The sequence below is a fragment of the Psychrobacter faecalis genome, assembly GCF_016107575.1.
Lineage (GTDB): Bacteria > Pseudomonadota > Gammaproteobacteria > Pseudomonadales > Moraxellaceae > Psychrobacter > Psychrobacter faecalis.
Map to the genome: position 1 here is coordinate 57,451 of NZ_JABAST010000009.1, position 26,280 is coordinate 83,730.

General features: G+C 44.5%; 22 protein-coding genes. 11 read left to right on the forward strand and 11 right to left on the reverse strand.

Annotation, left to right across the window (positions count from 1 at the left end; translation table 11 throughout):
• Positions 1–132 precede the first annotated feature (132 nt).
• The 4 genes from dnaE to cysE all read left to right on the forward strand — a co-directional run bounded on the left by dnaE (position 133) and on the right by cysE (position 6,296).
• The gene (dnaE, locus tag JFC07_RS04585) at positions 133–3,846 is read left to right on the forward strand and encodes a DNA polymerase III subunit alpha (protein WP_191691928.1); all 3,714 of its coding nucleotides are present in this window, start codon (positions 133–135) and stop codon (positions 3,844–3,846) included.
• Positions 3,847–3,902: 56 nt separating this feature from the next.
• On the forward strand, positions 3,903–4,280 hold the full coding sequence (locus JFC07_RS04590; protein WP_225211687.1) for an Hpt domain-containing protein: 378 nt from the start codon (positions 3,903–3,905) through the stop codon (positions 4,278–4,280).
• A gap of 26 nt (positions 4,281–4,306) precedes the next feature.
• Positions 4,307–5,179 carry an RNA methyltransferase gene (locus JFC07_RS04595; protein ID WP_068406936.1) on the forward strand — a complete coding sequence of 291 codons (873 nt, stop codon included), beginning with the start codon at positions 4,307–4,309 and terminating at the stop codon, positions 5,177–5,179.
• 244 nt (positions 5,180–5,423) lie between these two features.
• A complete protein-coding gene (gene cysE, locus JFC07_RS04600) occupies positions 5,424–6,296 on the forward strand; it encodes a serine O-acetyltransferase (protein ID WP_238060413.1) in 873 nt (290 codons plus the stop codon).
• 248 nt (positions 6,297–6,544) lie between these two features.
• Here cysE and JFC07_RS04605 read toward each other — a convergent pair whose 3' ends face one another.
• Complete coding sequence (locus tag JFC07_RS04605) at positions 6,545–7,087, reverse strand: DUF924 family protein (protein ID WP_198328358.1); 543 nt, start codon at positions 7,085–7,087, stop codon at positions 6,545–6,547.
• A 149-nt stretch (positions 7,088–7,236) separates the two neighbouring features.
• Here JFC07_RS04605 and JFC07_RS04610 point away from each other — a divergent pair, with 149 nt between their 5' ends.
• A complete protein-coding gene (locus JFC07_RS04610; protein ID WP_102076770.1) occupies positions 7,237–7,971 on the forward strand; it encodes a glucose 1-dehydrogenase in 735 nt (244 codons plus the stop codon).
• Between the two features lie 142 nt (positions 7,972–8,113).
• Here JFC07_RS04610 and JFC07_RS04615 read toward each other — a convergent pair whose 3' ends face one another.
• The 6 genes from JFC07_RS04615 to pheA all read right to left on the reverse strand — a co-directional run bounded on the left by JFC07_RS04615 (position 8,114) and on the right by pheA (position 15,265).
• On the reverse strand, positions 8,114–8,665 hold the full coding sequence (locus JFC07_RS04615) for a 2-amino-4-hydroxy-6-hydroxymethyldihydropteridine diphosphokinase (RefSeq protein WP_068406901.1): 552 nt from the start codon (positions 8,663–8,665) through the stop codon (positions 8,114–8,116).
• Between the two features lie 4 nt (positions 8,666–8,669).
• Complete coding sequence (gene folB / locus JFC07_RS04620) at positions 8,670–9,074, reverse strand: dihydroneopterin aldolase (RefSeq protein ID WP_102076768.1); 405 nt, start codon at positions 9,072–9,074, stop codon at positions 8,670–8,672.
• A gap of 41 nt (positions 9,075–9,115) precedes the next feature.
• Positions 9,116–10,069 carry an EamA family transporter RarD gene (rarD, locus tag JFC07_RS04625; protein ID WP_068406937.1) on the reverse strand — a complete coding sequence of 318 codons (954 nt, stop codon included), beginning with the start codon at positions 10,067–10,069 and terminating at the stop codon, positions 9,116–9,118.
• 283 nt (positions 10,070–10,352) lie between these two features.
• Positions 10,353–12,671 (reverse strand): bifunctional prephenate dehydrogenase/3-phosphoshikimate 1-carboxyvinyltransferase, encoded by a 2,319-nt coding sequence (locus JFC07_RS04630; protein ID WP_068406907.1) that lies wholly within the window; start codon positions 12,669–12,671, stop codon positions 10,353–10,355.
• Positions 12,672–12,865: 194 nt separating this feature from the next.
• Positions 12,866–14,008: a histidinol-phosphate transaminase gene (gene hisC, locus JFC07_RS04635; protein ID WP_068406909.1), complete on the reverse strand. Its 1,143-nt coding sequence runs from the start codon at positions 14,006–14,008 to the stop codon at positions 12,866–12,868.
• 75 nt (positions 14,009–14,083) lie between these two features.
• Complete coding sequence (gene pheA / locus JFC07_RS04640; protein WP_198328361.1) at positions 14,084–15,265, reverse strand: prephenate dehydratase; 1,182 nt, start codon at positions 15,263–15,265, stop codon at positions 14,084–14,086.
• A gap of 431 nt (positions 15,266–15,696) precedes the next feature.
• Between pheA and JFC07_RS04645 the strand changes: the two genes are divergently transcribed.
• Positions 15,697–16,638, forward strand: a complete 942-nt coding sequence (locus JFC07_RS04645; RefSeq protein ID WP_068406916.1) for a transaldolase — start codon at positions 15,697–15,699, stop codon at positions 16,636–16,638.
• A 151-nt stretch (positions 16,639–16,789) separates the two neighbouring features.
• On the forward strand, positions 16,790–17,299 hold the full coding sequence (locus JFC07_RS04650) for a hypothetical protein (RefSeq protein ID WP_102076767.1): 510 nt from the start codon (positions 16,790–16,792) through the stop codon (positions 17,297–17,299).
• Positions 17,300–17,393: 94 nt separating this feature from the next.
• Here JFC07_RS04650 and JFC07_RS04655 read toward each other — a convergent pair whose 3' ends face one another.
• A complete protein-coding gene (locus JFC07_RS04655) occupies positions 17,394–17,969 on the reverse strand; it encodes an adenine phosphoribosyltransferase (RefSeq protein WP_068406921.1) in 576 nt (191 codons plus the stop codon).
• Positions 17,970–18,372: 403 nt separating this feature from the next.
• Between JFC07_RS04655 and JFC07_RS04660 the strand changes: the two genes are divergently transcribed.
• Together JFC07_RS04660 and JFC07_RS04665 are read left to right on the forward strand one after the other, a co-directional pair.
• The gene (locus tag JFC07_RS04660; protein ID WP_068406924.1) at positions 18,373–18,537 is read left to right on the forward strand and encodes a rubredoxin; all 165 of its coding nucleotides are present in this window, start codon (positions 18,373–18,375) and stop codon (positions 18,535–18,537) included.
• A gap of 274 nt (positions 18,538–18,811) precedes the next feature.
• A complete protein-coding gene (locus tag JFC07_RS04665) occupies positions 18,812–19,705 on the forward strand; it encodes an alpha/beta fold hydrolase (protein WP_225211688.1) in 894 nt (297 codons plus the stop codon).
• A 129-nt stretch (positions 19,706–19,834) separates the two neighbouring features.
• Here the strand turns inward: JFC07_RS04665 and JFC07_RS04670 are convergent, their stop codons facing one another.
• On the reverse strand, positions 19,835–20,881 hold the full coding sequence (locus tag JFC07_RS04670) for a WG repeat-containing protein (protein ID WP_102076766.1): 1,047 nt from the start codon (positions 20,879–20,881) through the stop codon (positions 19,835–19,837).
• A 483-nt stretch (positions 20,882–21,364) separates the two neighbouring features.
• On the opposite strand from JFC07_RS04670, the gene JFC07_RS04675 reads away from it, so the two are divergent.
• Positions 21,365–22,297 (forward strand): DMT family transporter, encoded by a 933-nt coding sequence (locus JFC07_RS04675; protein ID WP_102076765.1) that lies wholly within the window; start codon positions 21,365–21,367, stop codon positions 22,295–22,297.
• Positions 22,298–22,385: 88 nt separating this feature from the next.
• Here JFC07_RS04675 and JFC07_RS04680 read toward each other — a convergent pair whose 3' ends face one another.
• Positions 22,386–23,804: a solute carrier family 23 protein gene (locus JFC07_RS04680; protein ID WP_102076764.1), complete on the reverse strand. Its 1,419-nt coding sequence runs from the start codon at positions 23,802–23,804 to the stop codon at positions 22,386–22,388.
• A 551-nt stretch (positions 23,805–24,355) separates the two neighbouring features.
• Between JFC07_RS04680 and JFC07_RS04685 the strand changes: the two genes are divergently transcribed.
• Positions 24,356–25,789 carry an L-serine ammonia-lyase gene (locus tag JFC07_RS04685; protein ID WP_102076763.1) on the forward strand — a complete coding sequence of 478 codons (1,434 nt, stop codon included), beginning with the start codon at positions 24,356–24,358 and terminating at the stop codon, positions 25,787–25,789.
• A gap of 18 nt (positions 25,790–25,807) precedes the next feature.
• Here the strand turns inward: JFC07_RS04685 and JFC07_RS04690 are convergent.
• Positions 25,808–26,280: RNA-guided endonuclease InsQ/TnpB family protein (locus tag JFC07_RS04690; RefSeq protein WP_198328362.1), on the reverse strand; the 473-nt coding region annotated here is incomplete at its 5' end.

The window sequence follows — 26,280 nt, forward strand, 5'->3', positions numbered from 1 at the left end:
CGACCAGCTTTAAAAGCTCAAAATATCAATTTTCGCGTCCTATCACTTCTTAAAAAACCATAAGGTATTGATAATAAAAAATTTCTTATCATACAGCTTATTCCCTTTTGATTGCACCAGTAAGAGTCTTCTATGGCATTTGTACACCTTGGTATCCACAGCGAATATTCCATTACCGATTCTATCGTGCGTATCAAGCCGCTGATTAAAGCGGCAGCGGCGGACAATCAGAGTGCGCTGGCATTGACTGATTTATCCAACCTTTATGCGACGGTGAAATTTTATCGTGCCTGCTTAGGCGCGGGTATCAAGCCCATTATCGGCAGTGAAATCATTATGGATAATGAGGACACGCGCTTGGTGCTACTGGCGATGGACAATGAGGGTTATCAAAATATCACCCGTATCGTCTCGCTTGGCTTTACCGAGGGGCGCGCCGATGCTGCCAATCATGGGGTGCCAGTCGTTGAGCGTCGCCATGTTTTAGAGCACGCCGCTGGTGTCATCGTTTTATTTACCGAAAAATCCGATGTCGGTCAGGCATTGGTGAGTTCTATGCCAGAAAAAGCTGACGAGCTGCTGACAGAATGGCAAGCACAGTTTGGTGATCGCTTATATTTCGCTATCAAGCGCACCAATCGCTCGGGCGAAGACGCTTTTATAAAAGCGGCTATTCATGCCGGTGCCAAGCATCGTATTCCTATTATTGCTCACAACGATGTGCGCTTTTTAGAGCAAGATGATTTTGACGCTCACGAAGCGCGCGTTTGTATCGCAGGCTCGTATGTCCTTGCCGACCCCAATCGTCCACGGCTGTATTCAGATGAGCAGTATTTAAAAACCCAGCAGGAAATGACGGCGCTGTTTGCTGATATTCCGCAGGTCATTGATAATACCTTACGTTTAGCCACGCGCTGTAATGTGACCTTGACCCTTGGCATTAATGTCCTACCTGAATTTCCCGTGCCCGAAGGTGAAACGATTGAATCGTTTTTCCGCGCAGAATCAATACGCGGTCTTAATCATCGATTGGATAAGCTCTTTCCGATTGAAGCACGTACTGACAATTGGAGTGAATTTCGCCAAAAGTACGATGAGCGCTTAGAATATGAGCTTGAAGTTATCTTATCGATGGGCTTCCCAGGTTACTTCTTAATCGTCATGGACTTTATCCGCTGGGCAAAAGCCAACGGCGTACCGGTTGGACCCGGTCGTGGTTCTGGTGCTGGCTCTTTGGTCGCTTATGCGCTCAATATTACTGACCTCGACCCCATTCATTACGACTTGTTATTTGAGCGCTTCTTAAATCCTGAACGTGTTTCTATGCCTGACTTCGATATTGACTTTTGTATTGAAGGTCGTGACCGCGTGATTGATTATGTGGCACAAACCTATGGCCGTGAAGCGGTGTCGCAAATTATTACCTTTGGTACCATGGCAGCAAAAGCGGTGGTACGAGACGTGGCGCGGGTACAAAGCAAATCATACTTTTTGGCCAATAAAATCTCCAAATTGATTCCAAAAACCCCAGGAATTACGCTTAGCCAAGCACTTGAACAAGAGCCGCAGCTAAAAGACTTAATCTCCAACCCCGATAATATGGACTATGAAGATGCCATTGAGATTTGGGAAATGGCGATTAAACTCGAAGGCGTCTGTCGAAACGTTGGTAAGCATGCGGGTGGCGTCCTCATCGCTCCCCATAAAATTACTGACTTTAGCGCGATTTACTGTGATGACGAAGGTCACCGCGTCAGTCAGTTTGATAAAGACGACGTCGAAGCCGTTGGGCTGGTCAAGTTTGACTTTTTGGGTTTACGTAACTTAACGGTGATTAACGCCGCAGTAGAAAACATCAATCTGCGCCGCGCCCGCGAGGGCAAAGATGCCTTGGTGTTAGAGGACTTGCCTTTAGACGACAAAAAAGCCTATAAGCTGCTGCAAGAAGCCAAAACCACGGCTGTCTTTCAATTAGAAAGTATGGGTATGAAAAAATATCTATCCAAATTACAACCAACCAATATCGAAGACGTCATTGCCATGTGTGCGCTCTATCGTCCGGGTCCACTCGATGCAGGCATGGTTGAGATGTATATCGACCGTAAGCATGGCCGCGAGGAAGTCATTTATGACCATCCTAACCTTGAGCCAATTTTAGAAAATACCAACGGCGTTATTGTCTATCAAGAACAGGTGATGCAAATCTCGCAGGTCATGGCAGGCTACAGCTTGGGCGGCGCTGATATGCTACGCCGCGCCATGGGTAAGAAAAAACCTGAGGAAATGGCCAAACAGCGCGATATTTTTGTCACGGGTGCGACCGCGCAAGGCATCGATGAAACGACATCGGGCGGCGTCTTTGACTTGATGGAAAAGTTTGCTGGCTACGGTTTTAACCGCTCGCATTCTGCTGCTTATGGCGTCCTTGCTTATCAGACGGCTTATTTAAAGCAGTACTACCCTGCCGAATTTATGGCGGCGGTACTCACCTCTGATATGAACAACACTGATAACGTGGTGTTCTTTATCAATGATTGCCGCGAAAACTTCGGTTTAACCGTCGTTAATCCATCGGTAAACCGTAGTGAGTGGCATTTTGTCGCCGATACGCCGACCAATATTATTTATGGCTTGGGTGCGATTAAAGGTGTTGGTGAAGGTGCGGTTGAGTCTATCGTTGAGGCGCGCCGACGTGAAGGACCGTTTAAAGATTTATACGACTTTTGCCGCCGCGTTGATATTAAAAAAGTCAATAAACGTACATTGGAAGCCTTAGTCAGTGCGGGCTGTTTTGATGATTTTGCCGCGACTTTACGACCAGACTTGCCAAGCGACGAAGCATACGAGATTCGCGGGGCGCTGATGAGTCAACTGCCAAGCGCCGTACAAGCTGCGGAACAAGACCGCCAAAACAATGAGCTTGGCATGATGGACCTGTTCGGTGAAATGGATGGCGTGGTCGCAGCGCCACCACTGATCATGACACCAGAGCTGATTTGGGGTGATAAACATCGTCTAAAAGCGGAAAAAAATACCTTAGGTTTATACTTAACTGGACATCCTATCGATGAATATCGCGATGAGCTTAAACGTTATACCTCCGGCGCTCGCCTCGATAAGCTGGCAGACACGGGTTATAACGGTAGCTGCTACTTTGCGGGTTTGATTATCGATATTGCCAATTTCGGTACGCGTAACGTCATCACTTTAGACGATGGCACCTCACGTCTAGAAGTCAGCTGTTATGCCGAGCGCTTTAACCGTGTAAAAGAGCAGTTGAAGATTGATGAAGTCGTCGTCATTAAAGGCAGTATCCGTGAGCGTGACGGGCGCATTTTTGCCCGTCTTGATAATGCCATGAGTATGGTTGATGCACGCCTGCGTTGGATGAAAAAAATTAGCATCAAAGTCCACGGTAGCGATATTAATCTGCTCACACGTATGCAGCCTTTGCTAAAATCCGCTCAAGCAGACATCATACCAGCGCCGCGCTTGTCTTATCACGATGAGCAGGACGAGAAAGGTAATAACGGCGGTGCAAACGGCGCTTACGATCCAGCGATGGGCGGCAGCTTATACGATGAAAACGGCAATGATTTATTGGCGCTAGAAAATGACATGCATCAAGATGCGCTGCAAAACGGCGGCTATGCTAATAATGCCCTTAGCAACACCGATGATTCTATTAATGATAACTGCTTGCCGCTTGGGCTGAGCATTTATGAAGAATACGGTATTGCCAATGTCGGGCTATCTGAGCATTGGCGCATCTACCCTAACGATGACAATTTGCAGCAATTAAAGAGCATGGTTAATGAAGACAATTTACATTTTCATTATAGCTAACACCTTTATAGTAGCTAAGCTGAGCCTTTAACTTTTAAAATATTGGACACATGATTATGACTGAACATCCTAACAATACAAATACGCAAAACGATGATGAGATTATCAATGACGAGCAATTTGATGACATGCGTGAGTTGTTAGAAGAGGACTTTGTTGATTTGATACAAGTGTTTTTTACCGACAGTCACGAGCGCATTGTCAAACTAAGACGCGCACAACAAGAAAAGGATAATGCCAACGGCTATGAGCTTGCGCATGCGCTAAAAGGTGCCAGTGCCAATTTGGGTGCGACTCAGTTAACTCGCCTTAGTAGCCAATTACAAGAAGCGTGCCGTGAGCGCCTTATTGGTGACCAAGCTGGTTTAGTTGAAGACGTCGCCGTAGCATTGCAACGGGTTGAACAAGAAATCAAACAAAGACTGGGGCTATAATGCGTAACGACTCTGCCTCAACTTTGATGCCATCGAAAAAATTAGCGCTCTCAACCGGTAGTCTTACGGTAAGCGATTATCTGTCTTCCTTACAAATTGTCATGGTCAATACCACTTTACCTGCCAATATTGGCTCAGCGGCGCGCGCCATGCACACCATGGGTCTATCGCGTCTGACCGTTGTTGACCCCAAGCTGCCCATTGATGAAATCAGTGTTTCGCACGCGGCAGGCGGTAGTGAATTATTAATGTCAGCCACCATAACGCCGACGTTAGAATCGGCGATAGCGGATTGCCAGCTGGTATTTGCGGCCAGCAGCCGTAGCCGTCACATGCCGCGTCCTGTGGTCACACCGACGCAAGCGGCCAACATCATGTTTGACTTTATCGATAAGCAAACTGCGCTTAATTTAGCAAATAATAGTGAAAGCCCGCAAGCTATTAGCAAGCCCAACATCGCTATCTTATTTGGTCGTGAAGACCGCGGTTTGACCAACGAAGAGCTGGCGTACGCCGATTATCATATTCAAATCGATGCCAATCCCGCTTATCCGGTGCTCAATGTTGCCTCTGCCGTACAGGTCATTGCCAGCTTTATCTTTGCTTATGCGCAAACCCATGCTCAAAACCCTGATGAAAGCTTAGACGATGTAAACCCAGTTCAGCCCATATTAGACGTGCATTTACGTCAACAATGGGATGAGCCGGCCATCACCCAGCAGCAACTACAACAGCTCGTTCAGCGTACCACCAACTTGATGGTTCAACGCGGCTTAGCAGACAGTGAACATTTAAAATCCTTGCCAGCGCGACTGTCGCGACTTGGCTCACGCGTGCAGCTGGATCAAAAAGAGTATCAGCTATTAAGCGCACTGATTGCTAAGCTTAGCAAACATTAGAAAAATGGTTTTATCATTACGTTTTTAGCGCCATTTAGCATTTATTTGCGGGACTTGTCTTTGAACAGATAGAAGCCTGAGCCACACAGATAAGACAACACTGTATTTTACAACTCAAAGCTGTTATAACTTTAAAAGATGTCATTGTGATTTTTCTGACACTATTTTCCTGACAGTATTTTTCTGACAATCGATAGGACGCTTTATGTCATTGCCAACCTCCTTGTTCAAATCGCTTGCCCGTATCAAAAAAGACCTACAAGAAGATGTCGAAGCGGTATTCAATCGCGACCCTGCTGCGCGTAATAGCCTAGAAGTCATCTTGACCTACCCTGGCATTCACGCCCTGATTTTACATCGCGGCGCGCATTGTCTTTGGCAAAATGAGCAAAAACTGGCGGCGCGCGCCGTTTCTTATGGCTCGCGTATCATCACTGGCATTGAGATTCATCCTGCCGCTAAAATCGGCAAGCGTTTTTTTATTGACCATGGCGTCGGCGTAGTGATTGGTGAAACGGCTGAGATTGGCAACGACGTTACCCTTTATCACGGCGTCACCCTTGGCGGCGTTTCATGGAATAATGGCAAACGTCATCCTACTTTAGAGGACGGAGTCATTGTCGGTGCTGGTGCCAAAGTATTAGGACCATTTACGGTTGGTAAAGGCGCTAAAATTGGCTCAAATGCGGTGGTGGTCAAACCCGTACCCGCAGGTGCAACGATGGTTGGTAGCGCCGCTCGTATGATTTCAGACCATCATGACGAAAAAGGCAATCCTATTACAACCAAAGTACAGGACGCCAAACAACAAGAAAAAGCCGCGCAAGCAGGTGCAACTGCTGACCAGCAAGAAACAGACCCTACTTCTAACACTGCACGAGCGACGGCGTTTCAGGCTTATGGGATTGACCCTTCTTCACAAGACCCAGTGGCTGAAGCCTTTGCTAAAATGCTCGAACATATCCAGCAGTCGGAAAATCGACTCGATCAACTACAAGCGGCCATGTGCAAGATAGACCCAAACTTTTGCAAAAAAGAATACGATAAACTGTGCTTAGAAGACTTAGATGTCATCGGTCGTGCTGATATGGATGCAGCTGGCACTGAGCAGAAGTAAATTGCTCGCTAGCTTGGAGATTAAATAAAAAGAGGCCAATTCAATTGGTCTCTTTTTATTTTAACCAATAGACAAATAGCGCTTTAACGACTAACTATCGTCAAAATATTCTAAAAACGCAACGGTATTGCTGATAGCAATTTTTTGTAGCCTCTGTCTGCGCAGGCACAGCAAGCAAGAAAAATTGATATCAGCAGTGCGTGATGTCTCTATATTACTTTTCACTCACTATAGTTAACAGACAACATTTATAAAAATGACGAGTCAGGCTGGGTCAAAAACTCTATTTCCTCGCTACTCGACACCCGTCCTAAAATGTCATTACGATGCGGATAACGGCCAAATCGATCGATAATTACTTTGTGTTTGAGCTCAGCATCTATGCTGTCTGCATTGGTATATTGTTTAAATAACCTTTCTGCTTGCTGATGAATCAGTTTTGATTCACTGTGCATATAAGGCATCAATACAAACTTACGTTCATCAATCGTTTCAAACGCCTCTAATGCTCCGGCAGCCACCGCCTCTTGCGCAAGTACAAGGCACATCGCATCTTGGGCAAAAGCCGCTGGCGTATTACGGTAAATATTGCGCGAGAACTGGTCTAATATAATAATTTCTGCTAAGCGCCCTTGTATGCTGCTACGCCACGTATAAAACTCTGCCTCCGCTGCTTGCTCAAGTATATCGCTGTAGCGCTCTATTAATAACTTATCAAACGCTAAGTCTTTTTCAAAAAACTTCTCACTACCTGCCTCATTAAAACAAAAATCCAATATATCGTTGTACATCGTTTTCTCACTATCATGATTTAAAGCTAAGCTTTAAAAACATTGTTTAAAAGATAAAATATGCAGTCAAGACTATATAACTGTTAATGAATATTTAGTCATTTTGTCTTATACTCTTTTATTATTCATAATTAAAAAAAGGCACTATCATGGCGCGTTTACAAGACAAAGTTATCATTATCACGGGCGCAGCTCAAGGCATGGGTGAAACTCATGCGCGTTTATGTATGGCGGAGGGTGCTAAAGTCGTCTTGACCGACATCAATTCTGATAAAGGCGACGCCTTGGCCGCCGAACTTGGCGCTGATGCGCTATTTATCAAACATGATGTCACCAATGAAGATGATTGGGAACAAGTCGTTAAAGAAACACAGGTAAAATTTGGTCAAATCGATGTCTTAGTAAATAACGCGGGTATTACCACGCACAAATCTATCTTGGATACTTCTTTGGAAGACTATCGCAAGATTTTAGAGATTAACCAAGTATCGGTCTTTTTAGGCATGAAAGCGGTTATTCCAACGATGAAAGCCGCTAAGCAAGGCTCTATCATCAATATATCATCGATTAACGGTTTGGTTGGCGGCGCTATCGGTTATACCGATTCTAAATTTGCGGTACGCGGTATGACTAAAGCGGCGGCATTAGAGTGCGCCCCTTATGGCATACGTGTGAACTCCATTCACCCAGGCGTCATCGCTACCCCGATGATTATGCAAGGCGATACCAAAGATGCAGTTGAAGCTTTTGCCAAAACCATTCCGATGAGACGTGTGGCGCAGCCCGAAGAAGTCAGCGGTATGGTGCTATTTTTAGCATCAGATGAATCGAGCTACTCAACAGGTTCAGAATTTATTATTGATGGTGGTTTGACGGCGCAGTAAGGATTTTTGCGCTAAACCATATGAATTAGATAAAAGCTGGGTAGTACCCGGCTTTCATTTTGAGATACTTGAAGGAAAATACTAAGGATTTAATAGCTTTGACTTATTCTTAATAACAGCTCAGCCACTGCATTTAACTTCTTTAAAGCCCACTCAAAATCAACTCTTCAACCCCTGCCCTTTCATGGGCCTTAAATGGATAACGATCTGCCATGATTATCCATTGCTCTGAATTTTTGACTATTTTTTTAGGCGCCAAATAATTGCTTAGGCTATTTTCTCTATCGTCTAATTTTATTAGTAAAATATCAATATCCATAGCGACTTTTTTTATAGGGTTTTTTATTGATTCAGAGCAACGCTGTCTACCGCAATCACTCTCAATTTTTTTAAAAGTCTGCTGCAACTGCTGCAGGGTCATGGCAGATGTAAGGGTTAAATAAACACACTGATTGGTATAGTCAGGTTTTGGTAGCTCAGGTGTCGCGGTAAAATCAGGATTTTGAAATGCCGTTGATAGCTGTATTTCACCTAAAGCCGCAAGCTGTTCTCGAGCGCGTGGTAAGTATTTCTCAGCTTGATAATTACTACCGAGGGCGAGCAGCACTGCCGATACAGAATGCGTTTGCAGCTGTTCAGGCGCGCACTGTTTTAAGTCTTCAAGATTCAAATCAGCCAATGCTCTATGTGTCATCAGATTAACTATCTTGGTTTACATTGGATTCGGCTATTGAGCCTTTGGCATAACGGGTGATCTGCACCCCAACCGCATCCGCTTGTTGAATAGCAGTTGGCTTGGCAACGCTGAGCGTTATTTTATGACAGTTATATTTTGCCAGTAGCTTATCAGCGATTTGACCAGCCAAATGCTCAAGCAGCTGCGCTTGAATGGCTTGGCACCATGCGCTCACATCATCGCAGACCGCTTTGTAATTGAGCGCATCATTAACATCGTCTGACACAGCCGCTTTACTAATATCCGTCTCAAGCGCTATGTCAATCAGGAGTGGCTGCGTAATAGCGCGCTCCCAGGCATAGACACCAATCACCGCCTCTACTGTTAAGCCTTTGACAAATACCACATCAGATTCGGTATGAAACATGCGCTTATCCTTATTTATTATACTTTTATTTTAAAACAATTTTACGATAACGCCTCGTCGCGCAGGCGCGCAGCTTTTAACGCTTTACTCGGACGATGGCGCCATAGGTCAATGCTGAATAATAATAACCCAAGCCAAATCAAACCAAATACCGCCAGACGATGTAAATCAAAAGGCTCGTTATAATAGAATACCGCCAAGAAGAAAATAAAGGTCGGGGTCAGATAATTCATAAAACTTAGAATACTAAAAGCAACCATCTTAGTCGATTTATTAAACAACAATAATGGTATCAGCGTAATCGGACCTGCCAGCATCAGCAGCCAAATGTTTGAGGTAAACCAAAAACTTAACTGACTACTCACCACGTCAGCTTGCCAAAACCACCATAAACAGATCGGTACTAACATGGTGGTTTCTACAAACATGGCATCGACCGCCGTGAGCGGTGTTTGGCGCTGGATGGTGCCGTAAGTACTAAAACTAAAGGCTAAAATCAGCGATATCCATGGCAGGCTACCAATCATAACGACTTGAATCAGCACGGACAATAGCGCAAAACCAATAGCTACCCATTGCAAGGGGCGCAAACGCTCTTTAAACAAAATCATCGAGAGCGCCACGCCGACCAATGGTCCGATAAAATAACCCAAACTGGCCTCAAGAATGCGGTCGTGGTTGACCGCCCATACATAAGTAAGCCAGTTGGTGGCAATAATCAAACCCGATATAAAAGAAAATGCTATCCATCTCGGGTTTTGCTTTAGCGTATCAATCCATTGCCAGCGCTTGGTCAACACCAATACGATAAGCAAGCAGGCAAAGGTCCATATAATGCGATGGCCGATAATCTCGGTCGCATCATAAGCAGCGAGCTGCTTAAAGTATAACGGAAATGCACCCCAAATAAAGAACGCTGTTAGCGCGGTGGCAATACCGCGTCTGGTGGTTTGAATAGGAGCAACGGGTTTTTTGACAACATTTTGAGTGGCCATAAGACGATACAACTTTTTAGAGCAAAGCGCGCCCTTACCTATTTTTAAACCATTATCAAATGATAAAAGTAAGAGCGCAGGGTTACTACGTAGAGGGTAGAAAGTAAAAAGCAATGCGTTGATACCAACTAAGTATCAACACATTGCTCACGACAACAACTATTATTAAATAAATTTTATAACAAGTTTAAAATTTAGCTTTTGGACTTTAACAGATTCAGAAGATAAAGCTTTAAATTTTAGAAGTTAATAATATTTTGTCAGGTAATTAACAACTTCAATATTAAGCCGCGCCATTATCGACCTTGATAGACATACCAATTTGATTGGCAAGCTCAGCAAATCCTGGGAAACTGGTATTGACGGTTTCAACGCCTTCAATGGTAATCTGCTTCGCTGCACGTAAGCTGGCAACCGCAAAACTCATGGCAATACGATGGTCATGATGCGAGGTAATATGTCCGCCGCCAAAGACAGGCTGGCTGTTATTCACTTCATTAACGTTACTGCCCTTACCTTCGATGCCTTTACCTTCAATAATCAGGCCATCTTCAGTCACCGTACAATCAATGCCTAGTGTTTGTAGACCGTCTGCCATCACGGCGATACGATCTGACTCTTTCACACGCAACTCTTTTGCACCGGTTAACACCGTACGACCTTGGGCACAGCTAGCAGCGATAAATAATACGGGAAACTCATCAATCGCTAAAGGTACTAAATATTCTGGAATCTCGATACCTTTTAGGCTTGAGCTGCGAATAGTAATGTCCGCCACTGGCTCGCCGCCGACATGGGTTTCATTGCTTAGGCTAATATCAGCATTCATCAATTTTAAAATATCAATGATACCCGTACGCGTCGGATTAATACCCACTTGCGTTAGGGTCAGCTCGCTGCCCTGACTGATAGCTGCGGCTACCATAAAGAAAGCCGCTGATGAGATATCAGCAGGAACGGCGATATCGCCGCCTGTAAGCGTACCGCCACCTTTGACGCTGACACGATTGCCATCAACCATCACAGGATAACCAAAGGCTGAGAGCATACGTTCGGTATGATCGCGGCTAACTTCAGGTTGAATAACGGTCGTGGTACCTTCTGCCCAAAGTCCCGCCAATAATAAGCAAGACTTAACCTGTGCAGAGGCAACTGGCATATCATATTCCATACCTTGGAGCGGCTCACCAACATTCGCTCGACCCGTAATGCTAAGCGGTGCGGTACCATTATGACCGGTACTTTGAATGACGGCTCCCATTTCACGTAATGGTGCGGCCACACGTTCCATCGGACGCTTATTTAGACTGGTATCGCCTGTCAATACACTATCAAATGACTGCGCTGCTAATATACCGGCAAGCAGGCGCATACTGGTGCCTGAGTTGCCCATATATAAGGGCGTTTTGCTTGGTTTTAGACCGTTCATACCGACGCCATGAATGGTTAATTTACCTTTATCAGGGCCTTCAATACTCACGCCCATATCACGAAATGCTTGCAAGGTAGCCAGCGCATCCTCTCCTTCCAAAAACCCTGTGACGTTGGTGACACCTGTGGCAAGGCTACCAAGCATGATACTGCGATGCGAGATAGATTTATCACCAGGAATAGTAATGGTGCCAGAGACGGTGTTGCTAGGAGTAATATTATAAGAAGCTGACATGGCAGAAGTATCCGTATAAGGGGTGCTGGCTAACATATGGCCAAAATGTCGCCGTGCGGCTTGCGCGCGGCCCAAAAGCCCCATGAGGGCGGTCGAATCTTTATCAATGATAAGCTGGCGCATATTCTGTAGATAAACGCCATACTCGTCAAGAGCGCTTATAATCGCGCTTTGGTTGGCAAAAAATATATCATGCCACATTTTAGGGTCGCTGGCGGCAATACGGCTAAAGTCGCGAAAACCGCCTGCGGCATAGCGAAACATATCTAAATTGTCATCATGACTTGCCAGCTGTTCAACCAAATTAAACGCCAGCAAATGCGGCAGATGACTGGTATGTGCCAATATTGCGTCATGACGTTCAGCCGCCATCGGCATGACCGTCGCACCAACTGCTTCCCATAACTGACGAAGCTTAGCAACAGCGTTATCATTGGTCGTTGGCAGCTCACAGATAATCACGCTATGATTGACAAATAGAGTGGCGCGCCTGGCATGATAGCCTGAATTTTCCGCTCCAGCAATCGGATGCGCAGGGACAAACCCCGTTGGTAGCGAGCTAAAGACCGCTTTTGCCGCCTCAATGATATTAACCTTGGTACTACAGACATCAGTAATGAGGCAATCAGCAGCAAGCTGTCCATGATCCATCGCAGTTTTGATATCGACAAACACAGCCTTTACCGCTTGCACTGGCACGGCGATGACAATTAAGTCGCTGCCCGATACCACTTCACTTAAGACGGCACTACCCGCATCTAGCAAACCATGTTGCATGGCTTCATCGATGCTTGGTGCATGTCGATCAACCGCCACCAAGCGCGCACTTAAACCAAGGTCTTTGATGGCTTGGGCAAGACTCGCGCCAATCAGCCCGAGACCGATAACACAGACTTGCTCAAATAATGGCGGCTGAGTATGTATAGACGATTGCATATGATTGTTTTGGTTGGTTATGGGTTGATTGCTTAAGTTTCGATTACTTATATTTTGATTGCTAAGGTTGTTTTGCTGGCGACTCACGGCGTTTCTCTTTCAACAAACCAGCATCAGTAGGCATAAAGCATGCTGATATTGGCGTCGTAAAATTGATTTATTTTTTGATTAAAATACGGATAACTACTTTTTTATTAATCTTCAGTCAGTATTGAGCGCAAGGTATCAATCAGGCGCATATTATCTTCTGCAACCCCTACCGTAATACGCAGCCAATTGAGCAAACCATAACCTGCTAATGGACGCACTATCACGCCTTGCTCTAGCAATGCTTGATAAATGGCAGCCGCGTTTATGTCTTCCATCTCAACTTCTATTTCAACCATGATAAAGTTGGCATGCGACTTAATAAACCCTAGCCCCAAGGCATCAAACTGCTTTTCTAACCAGCGCATTTGCTCTTGGTTATTAAGTCTTGTTTTTTCAATAAAGTCTTGGTCTGCAAGCGCAGCATTGGCAGCAGCTAAAGCGACTCTACTAACGTTAAAGGGCTGACGAATGCGATTGAGTAAATCGGCGACAGCGACTGAGCTTAGCGCATAACCAACACGCAAACCTGCTAGCCCATAGGCTTTTGAAAAAGTACGTACAATAACCACATTCTCAAATTCATCGAGCAGCGCTCTATTATTACTCTCAGGACTATATTCGATATAGGCTTCATCTAGTACCACCAACACTGAGCTTGGCACACTAGCCACAAATGCACGTAACTCTTGCTGCGTAAGCTGCGTACCCGTTGGGTTATTAGGATTGGCGATAAAGACCATTTTGCTATTAGGATTGTCCGCTACCGCCTGACTCATCGCCTTTAAATCATGACCAAAACGATTGGCTGGCACTTCCACGCCTTTTGCGCCTTGCATTTTGGCCAGCATCGGATAAACGATAAAAGCATACTGACTATAAATAATCGCATCATCGACGCCAGCAAAACTACGCGCTAAGATATCAAGCAAATCATCAGAGCCATTACCTAAAGTAATCTGGTCGACACCAACATCGTTAAAGTCAGCAAGTGCTTGTTTGAGATAATAACCATTGCCATCAGGATAACGTGCCAGCTGACCCAGTTGCTCGGTAATCGCAAGCGTGACATGCGGTGAGCAGCCCAGTGGATTTTCATTACTAGCAAGCTTGACCACATCTGAGACACCGTACTCGCGTGTCAACTCTTCAACCGGCTTGCCCGTCTGATAAGGCATTAGCTCTAAAATACTGTCATAGGCCGGCACTAGCGGTGATAAATTTGACTCTGTCGACTGTGATGACTGCATGATTTATCCTTGGATGTGATAAGGCATTTACTGTTGATGAATCCCTACTGTTAAAACCATTCTATTAAGCCAGCTTTATAGCACGGCTTTTGGATAAGAACCTAAAATGTGCAAATCTTTGACCAATGGACGGATATCAGCAATTGCTGCACTCACATTTGCGTCTTCGATGTGGCCATCCATATCGATAAAGAACACGTAAGCCCATTTATTTGGACGTTCAGGACGCGTCTCGATACTGGTCATCGACACGCCATGATAAGACAAGGGCTTTAAGATTTCGATCAGGGCGCCTGCTTTATCATGCGCTGAAACCATAATTGAAGTTTTATCTTGACCCGATGGCGCAATCGCCTCGTGACCGATAATTAGGAAACGCGTGGTATTGCTAGGATTGTCTTCGATGTTTGAATACAGCTTATGTAAATCGTACTCTGCCGCTGCCACATCACCGGCGATTGCCGCTGAATGCCATTCGTTTTTGAGACGGCGGGCCGCTTCACCATTGCTCGATACCGCCACACGCTCAACATTTGGGAAATTAACATCGAGCCAATGGCGGCACTGCGCCAATGACTGCTGATGTGAGTAGATACGGCTTAAGCCATCAATTTTGGTGTGTTCAGCAACCAAGAAGTTTTGATGAATAGGCAACTCAACTTCACCGATTATCTTTAAGCTAGAAGATAAGAAGCCATCTAAGGTATGGTTAACCACGCCCTCTGACGAGTTTTCAACTGGTACCACGCCATACATTGCTGTGCCTGCTTCAACTTCTCGGAAGACGTCAGTAATAGTATTTAGCGGCACGGTATCGGCGGCTTTACCAAAATGCTTTAAAGCGGCGGCATGGGTAAAGGTGCCGACAGGGCCTAAGAACGCAATACGCTGCGGTGCTTCCAAATCAAGGCAGACTGACATGATTTCGCGGAACAAACGCGCCATTTTTTCATCGGCGATGGGCCCAGTATTACGTTCCATCACCGCCTTTAACACTTGCGCTTCACGCTCAGGACGATAAAAAATAGGATTGGTTTTTTCGGCATCAGGACTATTGGCAACGTGGTCTTTTTTTACCGTCGCTACTTGCTGCGCCAATTTGGCACGGTTATTAATGAGCGTTTGAATTTCGCAGTCAACTGCATCAATACTTTGGCGCAATGTGTTTAAAAACGCTTTATCAGTTGCAGCCCCATCAACACTTGCAGGGGTTTGGTTTAGATTGTCTACATTTTGCTCTGGTGACTGCTCACTCATTACCGCCCATCCTTTTTCTAATATTATTGCTAAAGTTATTGCTAAAGTTTATGACTGTTGTCTATTAGCTAGGTAACCTGCTTATTTTAATAATAAATGCTCGCTTAGTTCTCATGTTTAGCGAGCCAAACAGTGGATCGGCTCTACTATAGCAAAAACTATCGACAGTGCCCATTCGTAAATACGCGCAAATAAGCAATTTGCCATAAATCTTAGCACAGTTATGCACGATAAACGCTATACCCTATAAAACTATCAGGCTACAACCGTCCAAATATATGATACAGTTTAAAGATAGCCGTTAAATTCACCATACCGCCATGATAAATCGCTTTATCAATGAAAATTCATAAGCAACTAACTGAAATAACCAATCTAAATAACACGGCTAAATAAAAACATCAAAACGTAAATTAATCATAGGATATCTGATGAGCGCATTACAACAGCTTCGCACCATGACCACTATTGTCGCTGATACGGGCGACCTTGCCGCCATTGCGCGTCTAAAACCCATCGATGCCACGACCAATCCAAGCCTTATTACCAAAGCGCTGATTCATCCGGACAATGAAGCGCTGATGTCAGAAACCATGAGTCGCCATCGCGGTGATGTCGATGCAGTGATTGATGAATTAACCGTTCAAATCGGCTGTAATATTTTGGCATTGATTGAAGGTCGCGTTTCAACCGAAGTCGATGCACGCTTATCTTATGACACTCAAGCCACCATTGATAAAGCGCTCAGCTTTATGGAAGCCTACCAAAAAGCAGGTATTGATTCAGAGCGCGTATTGATTAAGATGGCCGCAACCTGGCAAGGTATTGAAGCGGCGCGTTACCTTGAAACTCAGGGAATTCACTGCAACTTGACGTTATTATTCGGTCAACATCAAGCGATTGCTTGTGCCGATGCGGGCGTTACCCTAATCTCGCCTTTTGTTGGACGTATTTTAGACTGGCAAAAACGTCAGCAAAACCGCCAAAATGTCCCTGCTTCAGATGATATGGGTGTGCAATCGGTCAAGCTTATTTACCAATACTACAAACAACATGGCTATAAGACCCAAGTGATGGGCGCAAGTTTCCGCTCGACCGAGCAAATATTAGCACTAGCTGGCTGTGATCTATTGACCATCGCGCCCAATCTGATTGATGAGCTGGCAGCCATGGATGTCGAAGTGACACGCCAACTGTCACCAAGTATGTCAATGGATTTGCCCGACATGGCGAAGGTCAGCTTAACCCATGACGAGTTCAGTGCCGCTTATCAGCAAGATATCGTCACCCAAGACTTATTACCCAAGGGTATCGATGGCTTTATCGGTGCGCGTGATGAGCTTGCGCAAATGCTCGCGGCGATGCGAGATTAACTGCGATATTTATATATTTTATGCGTTTGCCTGCTAATCACGAGTGCTGAGATTGTCTCAGTATGAACCCCTTGTCATAAAAGTAATTTGCCTGCTTCTATCAAGTTGGCTATGATAAGCGACTTTATATAACAACAAGCAAGGCTCGATTATGAAACGGCTAGCAGTGATATTAGCAGGTAGTACGCTTGCAATGAGTGGCTATGCGGCAAACTGGTTAGAGGTCTCAAAAAGCCAAACTGGCTCTGTTTTTAGCTTGGATGTGGATTCTATCGAACGCTCAGACATTCATATTATTGATGAAAAAGAGGTCGAAAACATTACCGTCTCTATTCGTAGAACCTATCCTGCGCCAAAGGATAGCGCAAAAGACGCTAAAGAAAATGAAGCGAAAGCAAAAGAGAATAAAGACAAAGCCGCTAATAAAACAGTGAAAGAAACCAGCATTCATCATAGCGACCAACAATGGCTTATCTCATGTAAGGATGCAAGCTATTATCGTCGCGCTTATGTCAACTATGCTGCTGACGATAAAGTGTTAAAATCTTGGCAATCCGATAAACCGATACTGACAACCAAAGACTTTAAGCTGACCAAACCAAAAACGATTAGCCGCTTGCTCGTCGAACAGGCGTGTAAAAGTTATCAGCAAGACAAGTAACGCAGGTCAAGACGAACCAACAAAGTACATGCCATTAAAAAGCGCGCTGAACTATTAATTCAGCGCGCTTTTTATTATGCTAAAAACCATTTCTCTAAGCTTTTAAAACCGTATAAACAGGTACAGGAAACTCGCCATGCAGAGCAACCAAATCTAACAATACCAAGGCGCCAACTACCGTATGCTGTGCAGATTTACAAAGCTCATAAGCGGTCATCAGCGTGCCGCCTGTCGCCAATATATCGTCGACCAATAATACCCGCTCAGGCGGCAAATTATTTTGCATCTCAAGCGTGTCTTTGCCGTATTCTAACGCATAAGCTTTATTGGCAACCGGTGGCGGTAATTTACCGGGTTTACGCAGCAAAATCATGCCTTTACCCAAACGTCCCGCCAGCAAACTGGCAAATACAAATCCACGCGCCTCTACGGCGCCTAAGCAATCCACTTCATCAAGCAAACCTTTAGGCAAAGCCGCTAACATCTCATCAATCACCGCATTGATATGACTGCGTAGTAACGGTGTAATATCATAGAAATCGATACCAACTTTTGGGAAGTCTGGTACTGTGCGAATGATTTGCCAAAATGGATGGTCAGTATTGAGCGTATTAGATGAATCGGTTGTGGTCTTAACTTCAGCTGATGTAACGGCGGCATTCGCGCTCATAGTAACCCTTAACTTATAAAACTTAAATAATGATATGACGGTGGTAAATGAGGTAGGTGATAAATGAGATGACAATCGCTAAAAATAGCGGCGATAATTATAGCATAATCAGCTTTATCGTGGCGGCAAAATCGGCAATGACAGCCCTGCTAAAACCTTGAAAGTGACGCATAGGCACTTGATAAAAGCTGGTGAATCTCAATATACAAGTGTAAACTTAACTATGAAAATAACCGCTATATGCTAAACTACGTGCGTTTTTACACGCTAAATGTTGGCTAGAATACTTAATAATTGCTTTAAAAATGCCGATTAATTTAGTTAACGCCACTGGTAATAGCAAAAACGCTGGTAAAAGAAACATTAGTAATCGTAAAACTGGAAATAATCGATAGGACTATTTATGAAACGTTATGAATGTATTGTCTGCGGTTGGATATACGACGAAGAGCTTGGCTGCCCAGAAGAAGGCATCGCGCCTGGTACCAAATGGGAAGACATTCCAGACGACTGGACGTGCCCAGAATGCGGCGTTGGCAAGCTTGATTTTGAGATGCTCGAATTTTAAGCCAACGACCATCTAAATAGGATACTTCATGACAGAATCAAACCCCACCAATCACACAAACGCGTCTGTAAATTCAGAAGAAACCGACAATGCTTTAGTGCTTAATGACAAAATGACCAATGATACAGTGCTTAGCTCTTCACCATCTAATTCTTCAGCACTTAGCGCTGCGACAATCGACTCTCCAACAATCGATTACCCGACGCCTGAATGGCAAAAGTTTGGCGATCATGCTTGGTATCCGTCTGATTTGAGCGAACATCTTTATCAAGCAATGATAGATATTGGTGATGGCATTGAGCTGTGCGTTGAAGCCGGTGGTGATCCCAAGAATCCGCCATTGCTTATGATTATGGGGCTGGGCTCACAAATGATCTTCTGGCCCGACAATTTTATCAAACGCTTTATCGATGCTGGGTTTTTTGTGATTCGTTTTGACAATCGTGATATCGGCTTGTCATCTAAAGTACAGATTGATGGCTTGCCGCGTATCAGTCAATTGAAAATGATGATGCGCTTGCAAACGGGTCTGTCAAATAAAGGCGCACCGGTTGCTTATAATTTGACCGACATGGCAGAAGATACGGCACGTTTAATCAAAGCCTTAAAACTTGGTAAAACGCATCTGCTTGGCGCTTCTATGGGCGGTATGATCGCTCAAATCGTCGCCGCGCGTTATCCAAGTTTGGTGCAACGTATGGCGTTGATGTTTACCACCACCAATCGAGCGTTTTTAAAACCGCCGAAACCTAAGCAGTTATATACCCTTATCAATCGTCCTGAGAGCCACTCTGAGCGCGATATCGTCCGTCATAGCGTCTGGTTTATGAAAACCGTTGGTACGCCAGGACACGTCAATGTGCGCATGGTACGTGACATTGCTAAGATACGTTATCAGCGTAATTTCCATCCACTTGGTACGGTACAACAGCTCAATGCCATCTTAGCTTCTGGCTCGATTAGCAAATATAGCAAACAAGTTAAAGCACCGACGATTGTGCTGCATGGCAGCGCTGATGGCCTATTACCCGCCTCGCAAGGACGGGTGGTTGCAAAGACCATACCCAATGCAACTTTTCATTTAATCGAAGGCATGGCACACGATATTCCCGAATACTATCAGCCTTATATGGTCGATTTGATTAGTAAGCACTTGCTAGAAAAATAACCATTTAAGTTTAATGCTAGTCCGTCTCAAGCAAAAAAAGAGTGTCAGAACGATGAATGATCTATCGCTCTGACACTCTTTTTTTTACCGGCAAATTTAAGCGTGATATTAAATGATAAGTCTTAAGTATTAATCACAAGCAATGCTGTCACCCTCTTTATCAATACACATTTTATTGCCGTTTTCTAAATTGCCAATCCAAGCTTTGCCATTTGTAAATACAAATGCAGGTTGGTCTTTATAATAATCACTCACACTCACAGTGCTATTATCAAAGCGAAAAGGAATCACCAACTCGCCGCCTAAATTGACAAAGCCCCATTCATTATCGATACGCACGCCCGCCAAGCCTTCAGAAAATGGTCGCACTTCATCGAAAGAATAGGTAATCATAGAGATGTTATTCTCATCAACAAAGCCCCATCTGCCGTCTTGTTGACGCGGCTGCAAGGTGGTAAAACCACGAGACGGTTCTAGCTTCTGCGATTCTTTGGCATTACTGCTATTATTCTTGATGTTATTAGCAGCGGCACTCTTCGCTGTTTGACTAGCAGCACTACTATTTGGGTCAGATATAGGTTTACCATTTTTATCCAACCAGTTGATGGCTTGATTTTTACGTACTCGCGTCATGCCGCTACGATAATCGTCAATGTCACTAATTGCAGCGGCAAATGGCACGATGGTTTTATTGCCCGTATCGACAACCCCATAATGACCGTTTTGCTTGACCACAATCCGATTTTCAGAGACGGGACGCGCCCAATTTTGTCCTTCTTTGAGCATATCGTACACCGCAGGGATCACCTCGCGACCTTGCATATTGACATAGCCCACCCGACCATTGCGCAGCACTGGTAACAAGCCACCCGATATTTTATCGGCATCTACTTTTTGATAACGGGTTAAATCAAGCACACTTTTGCCTTGCTTATCAATCAAGGCAACTGGTGCACCGAAATCTTTTATCGCTAAGAAATAGCCACTACTAGAGGTACAAGAGACATTTTTATAATAGCTTTTGGGTATTTTGCAGCTGGCGGCTTGTGCATTTGACATCCCAAAAAACGTAGCAGCTATGGCGCTCATGACAAATAGACGCGCAATGAAACTGCGACGTGGCAGCAGTGTAGATAAGAAGTCTATTTGTCGTTTCGATATAGAACGTTGCAGCATAAGCAAACCTAGGCTAAAAGTAATAGAAGCACTGTGAATATATGGGGAGTTCATTGTAAAAACGATATAGCGGAACTGTCATAGATTTTTTGAAGCCTCTGGAGAGCGAAGCGCACAGCAAGCGAAGAAAATTTACGACAGTTTCGCACAAAAATATCATGTCTCTATTTTATATAAAATTCACTATATTAAGTTAAGTATTTGAAGAGTATCACTATTTTAAAACAGGATGTGCTTCAAAATACAAATAGATGATAGAATAACAAATGGCAGCTTGTGCGCCAATGCTATTGCTGTAAGAAGGTGACCGCTTTATTTATCTATGGTGAGTGATAAGTCATTATAAAATAAATTGCACCAAAGCATTCCAATTCAAGAGCAAAACACTGACAATATGGCCTGTCTATACAAATCAACTCTTTAGCAAACCACACTTAAAAAGCATTTTAAAAAAGTAACATAGTAATGAGATAAGGATATTGCATGGCTATCGCCTCTTCACGCTCCGCCGCTACTGGCTTGGTCATTGGTTGCGTTATTTTTGGTTTGGGCAGCTTAATTGTCGCCCATGTCGATATCGGTGGCTGGGCAATGTCATTTTGGCGACTGGCTATTTCTGGCGTGGTGTTTGCTATATTGGCTAAAATGACAGGGCAACGACTTCCGCGCTCAAAGCGTGCTGTTTTTTACGGTCTATTATCAGGCGCGTTTTTAGGACTCGATTTGGCACTATGGCATGAGAGTATTTATGCGGTCGGTCCCGGTATCTCAACCTTGCTTAATAGCTTGCAGATTTTCTTTTTGGCGGCCATTGGCTTTTTATACTTTAATGAGCGGCAATCTATTTTGCAGCTCATCAGTTTATTTTTAGCCATGCTAGGCGTGGCAATGATAGGTAGCCCTGAGTTTGCGCAAAATACCGCTGCGACTTGGGGGTTTGTCACGGGCATCGTCTCAGGTGCCATGCTTGCCGCGTCCATGACCTTTATCCGTAAAACCCATGATACTGAGCCAACGCCGATATTTATGCTGATGCAGCTGGTGAGTATCGGCGGCGTCATAGCAATGATTCTGCCGATGTTTATCTTTGATATGGGTAATATTTTGCCCAGTACTTGGTCTGAGATTGGTTGGATATTGATTTATGGCACGGTGATGCAATGCTTGGCGTGGGGGCTTATCGCCTACTCGATTCCTAAGCTGTCTTTAGCATTGACAGGGCTGCTCTTATTAACCGAGCCCATTGCGGCCTTGGTGATTGATTATAGCTGGCTTGATAAACCGATTAATACGCTGCAATGGAGCGGCGCGCTACTGACGATGTTTGCCATTTATTTAGGGTCGTTAAAACCTAAGCCACGCGCACTACGCCGTTATCGTTTTTTTGCCAGATTCTATAAACGAAATTATAAATAAAGCGGTAATGAATAAAAGCCACAATAAGTAAAAGCCACAATACTTATTGTGGCTTTTTTTACGATGAACAAATCAATCTTTTTGACGGTTAATCTTTTTGTCGATTAAATAAAGCATTTAGCACAATAGCCGTTAAAGTAGCCGTTCCGATACCGCCCAAATCAAAGCCGCCTAGATGCAAGCTAAAATTACCCGTACCCATAATAACGGTGACCGCGGCAATGATTAAATTGCTGTTTTTGCTAAAATCGATATGATTGTCTATCCAAATTTTTGCCCCTGCAATCGCAATCAAACCAAATACCACAATAGATGCGCCGCCCAATAAAGCCGCCGGTATCGTTTGAATAATTGCGCCAAACTTTGGTGATAACCCAAGCAAGATAGCCACCAGACCTGCTACCACAAAAATCGTCGTGCTATATACTTTGGTCACAGCCATGACACCGATGTTTTCTGCATAAGTGGTCACACCTGTACCACCAAAACCCGCTGAAAACGTCGTTGCTAAACCATCAGCAAAAAATGCCCGACCCATATAAGGCGTTACTCGTGCTTTAGTCATACCTTCGACCGCTTTAAAGTGCCCTAAGTTTTCGGCCACTAAAATAAAGGCAACAGGCGCAATTAATATAATCGCACTCATCTCAAAATGCGGCGTATGAATACTTGGCAGACCAAACCATGATGCTGCTGATACACTAGTAAAGTCAATCGGAACGCCATAACCGAGCACATTGGTCATAAAGAAATAAGCGATATAAGACAATATCAAGCCAACCAACAGCAGCAAACGGCGCAGCATACCGCGGGTAAATACCGCCACCCCACTGATAAACAATACCGTCAGCGTAGCCATCCATGCATCAAACTGGTTGGCAGATACCCCTTGAATGGTCACTGGTGCTAAATTCAAACCAATAATCATCACAATGGCACCGGTAACAATGGGCGGCATCAAACGCTCAATCCAGCCTGTACCCGTCTTCATGACCAATAGACCTATCAGCGCATAAATGATGCCGCATGCCATGATACCGCCCAAGGCGACATTCAAATTGTCATTAAATCCCACGCCTGCATAAGCCGTCACCGCAATAACCGGCCCAATAAAGGCAAAGCTTGAGCCCAAATAACTAGGCATACGCCCACCGGTAATCATAAAAAACATCACCGTACAAATACCGGACATCAAAATGGCTAAATTGGGGTCAAAGCCCATTAATAATGGCGCCAGCACCGTCGCCCCAAACATCGCAAAAGTATGCTGCACACCTAATAACACGCTCTTTGCTGGCGGCAAATACTCATTGATACCGACCGGATCACGATCCAAATCACCGCCATACGGACGCCACGTTGGAAACCAACGACCATTATCAAAGTCTGGATTGTGCGGATAACTCGTCGCAGCTGCATCAATACCAGCCGCTTCTAATGCATTGTGCGAAGCAGATTCTTGGGTGCTATTTTCGGGGTTTGGAGAATGAGGTTCGGGAGTTGTCATGCGCTGTCCTATTTGAGCTGAGAGAATATTAGTCAGCTAAAAAACTGTGAGAAATACAACTATGAGAATACAGATATGAATTCAGTCAAAACGATAACAACTAAGTCATGCCAATCATCAACAACTATAGAGGAATTAAAAAACGATAACAGCAGGAAAGTCATTTACTTTGACCAAATGCAGACCGTCAAATAGGTTCTATTAAAAGTAGTTTAAGGATTTCTGCGACGTTGTTCACTATATAGTGTTAGCAAGATTACAGGATGTTACACAGGTAATGGCTGCGAGCATGATAACGGAGTTCTATGATAAATAAAAGTTATTATTCAGCAGGCCTCTGTACGCCTATACTGGGAGACATTTATAGATAATATCCCATGTTTTTTAAATACTCACATTTATTAAAGTGTGCATTTAAATAAATGCCTGCTCTTGTCATTGTGCTGTATTTATCAAGGCTTTGGGGGCCGTTATCTATTATCTTTTTTCACACCAGTACTTAAGCCTATTTATCACATACGCTGATGCACTGACAATTTATTGGTATTTATATGATTAGTGTTTTCGACTTATTTAAAATTGGTATTGGACCGTCGAGCTCTCATACGGTCGGGCCCATGGTGGCGGCCAATTTATTTTTGACGTCATTGCTTAAGCAAAGCCCATTAACGACGATTAAAAATATTGAAATCGAGCTTTATGGCTCTTTGGCCGCTACCGGTAAAGGACATGCAACCGATACGGCGATATATTTGGGTTTACTTGGACATACGCCGAGTACCATTGATACTCGCTTGACTGGCGAATATCTAGCGCCTATTTTTGCTGATAAACAGCTTAATTTATCAGGCAAACATATTATCGACTTCGATAGCGAGCGCGATATGTATTGGTACGATGATACGGTATTGCCTTATCATCCTAATGCCTTGACCATCCGCGCGTTATTGGCCGATGGTAGCAAGTACCAGCAAACCTATTATTCGGTTGGTGGCGGTTTCGTTATCAACGAAGATGACGCAAACAATCCCGATGAGGATCATGCCAGCCCAACGATTGATATCGTTCCCTACCCTTTTAATACTGCCGCAGAGTTGCTTGAACAATGCCGTGAGCATGGGTTAAGTATCAGTGAGCTGGTACTCGCTAACGAATGTCACTATCGCAATCAAGCAGATATCTTTAGCTATTTAGATACGATTTGGGAGGTGATGCAGGACTGTGTGACTCAAGGTTGTAAAAACAGTGGCATTTTACCGGGCGGACTTGATGTTAAACGCCGCGCTCACGATTTACATAATCAACTATGCGCTGAAAAAGACTTGCCTATCGCCAAAACCGATAAGCTTGCAGCGATGGATTGGGTTGATTTGTATGCACTTGCCGTCAATGAAGAAAATGCCAATGGCGGTAAAGTTGTCACAGCACCGACCAATGGTGCGGCGGGTATTATTCCTGCGGTCTTGCACTATTATCGTGACTTTTTACCCAATTATAACCAAGATGGCGTCCGTAAGTTTTTATTAAATGCCACCGCCATTGGCAGCTTAATTAAACAAAACGCTTCTATCTCTGGGGCTGAAGTGGGCTGTCAGGGCGAAGTCGGTTCAGCCTGTGCCATGGCAGGTTCGGCATTGGCAGAGATTATGGATGGCTCGCCAGCGCAATGTTTGAATGCCGCCGAGATTGGTATCGAGCATAATTTAGGTCTGACTTGTGACCCGATTGGCGGCTTGGTACAAGTCCCTTGTATTGAGCGCAATGCGATGGGCGCGGTAAAAGCCATTAACGCCGCTCGTCTTGCCTGCCGCGGCAATGGTCAGCACTTTGTCTCATTGGATAAAGCCATTGAAACCATGAAGCAGACAGGCGCGGATATGTCTGATAAATATAAAGAAACTGCTCGCGGTGGTCTTGCTATTTATGCTGATAACCGCATCCCCACTGCTACCCGCGGCGTTAGTGTCAATTACAGTCAATGTTAATTTGACTTCCTCCCCTCCCTAAAGTGAGGGGATTCCTACTACTAGACGCTCAGGCCCGAGCGCGAGAATATTTTTTGCCGCATTAATATCGCGGTCATGAGTGACACCGCACTCGCAAAGCCATTCTCTTATTCCAAGACCCGTCCTACCTTTCGGACTATTTTGGCGTGAGCCACAACACGAACAAGTTTGGGTGGTGTAACTTTCATTTACCTCATCATAGTAGCAACCTGCGTTCTCGCACTTATAGGTCAGTTGCCGCTTAATCTCAAACCAACCTGCATCATAGACGGACTTGGCGAGTTTGCCCCTAGTGAATGATTTTGATTGAAGTTTGCCAATGATGATTATTTTATTAGTCTTGGTAAGGTTGGTGGTAAATTTATGAATCAAGTCTTGGCGGGTATTTTTAATCTTGGCGTGAATCGCCTTAACTCTTTGTTTGTTTTTAGCCCGCTGAGCAATGCCTAGTTTTTTAGCGTATTGCTGGG

Excerpts from the sequence above, each read along its gene's own strand:
- JFC07_RS04610 (WP_102076770.1), top strand. The coding sequence starts at position 7,237 with ATGGCGCGTTTACAAGACAAAGTTATCATTATCACGGGCGCAGCTCAA.
- rarD (WP_068406937.1), bottom strand. The coding sequence starts at position 10,069 with ATGGCCACTCAAAATGTTGTCAAAAAACCCGTTGCTCCTATTCAAACC.
- pheA (WP_198328361.1), bottom strand. The coding sequence starts at position 15,265 with ATGAGTGAGCAGTCACCAGAGCAAAATGTAGACAATCTAAACCAAACC.
- JFC07_RS04685 (WP_102076763.1), top strand. The coding sequence starts at position 24,356 with ATGATTAGTGTTTTCGACTTATTTAAAATTGGTATTGGACCGTCGAGC.
- dnaE (WP_191691928.1), top strand. The coding sequence starts at position 133 with ATGGCATTTGTACACCTTGGTATCCACAGCGAATATTCCATTACCGAT.
- JFC07_RS04595 (WP_068406936.1), top strand. The coding sequence starts at position 4,307 with ATGCCATCGAAAAAATTAGCGCTCTCAACCGGTAGTCTTACGGTAAGC.
- JFC07_RS04675 (WP_102076765.1), top strand. The coding sequence starts at position 21,365 with ATGGCTATCGCCTCTTCACGCTCCGCCGCTACTGGCTTGGTCATTGGT.
- JFC07_RS04650 (WP_102076767.1), top strand. The coding sequence starts at position 16,790 with ATGAAACGGCTAGCAGTGATATTAGCAGGTAGTACGCTTGCAATGAGT.
- JFC07_RS04660 (WP_068406924.1), top strand. The coding sequence starts at position 18,373 with ATGAAACGTTATGAATGTATTGTCTGCGGTTGGATATACGACGAAGAG.
- JFC07_RS04645 (WP_068406916.1), top strand. The coding sequence starts at position 15,697 with ATGAGCGCATTACAACAGCTTCGCACCATGACCACTATTGTCGCTGAT.
- JFC07_RS04630 (WP_068406907.1), bottom strand. The coding sequence starts at position 12,671 with ATGCAATCGTCTATACATACTCAGCCGCCATTATTTGAGCAAGTCTGT.
- folB (WP_102076768.1), bottom strand. The coding sequence starts at position 9,074 with ATGTTTCATACCGAATCTGATGTGGTATTTGTCAAAGGCTTAACAGTA.
- hisC (WP_068406909.1), bottom strand. The coding sequence starts at position 14,008 with ATGCAGTCATCACAGTCGACAGAGTCAAATTTATCACCGCTAGTGCCG.
- JFC07_RS04605 (WP_198328358.1), bottom strand. The coding sequence starts at position 7,087 with ATGTACAACGATATATTGGATTTTTGTTTTAATGAGGCAGGTAGTGAG.
- JFC07_RS04680 (WP_102076764.1), bottom strand. The coding sequence starts at position 23,804 with ATGACAACTCCCGAACCTCATTCTCCAAACCCCGAAAATAGCACCCAA.
- JFC07_RS04670 (WP_102076766.1), bottom strand. The coding sequence starts at position 20,881 with ATGCTGCAACGTTCTATATCGAAACGACAAATAGACTTCTTATCTACA.
- JFC07_RS04665 (WP_225211688.1), top strand. The coding sequence starts at position 18,812 with ATGATAGATATTGGTGATGGCATTGAGCTGTGCGTTGAAGCCGGTGGT.
- JFC07_RS04615 (WP_068406901.1), bottom strand. The coding sequence starts at position 8,665 with ATGACACATAGAGCATTGGCTGATTTGAATCTTGAAGACTTAAAACAG.
- JFC07_RS04655 (WP_068406921.1), bottom strand. The coding sequence starts at position 17,969 with ATGAGCGCGAATGCCGCCGTTACATCAGCTGAAGTTAAGACCACAACC.
- JFC07_RS04590 (WP_225211687.1), top strand. The coding sequence starts at position 3,903 with ATGACTGAACATCCTAACAATACAAATACGCAAAACGATGATGAGATT.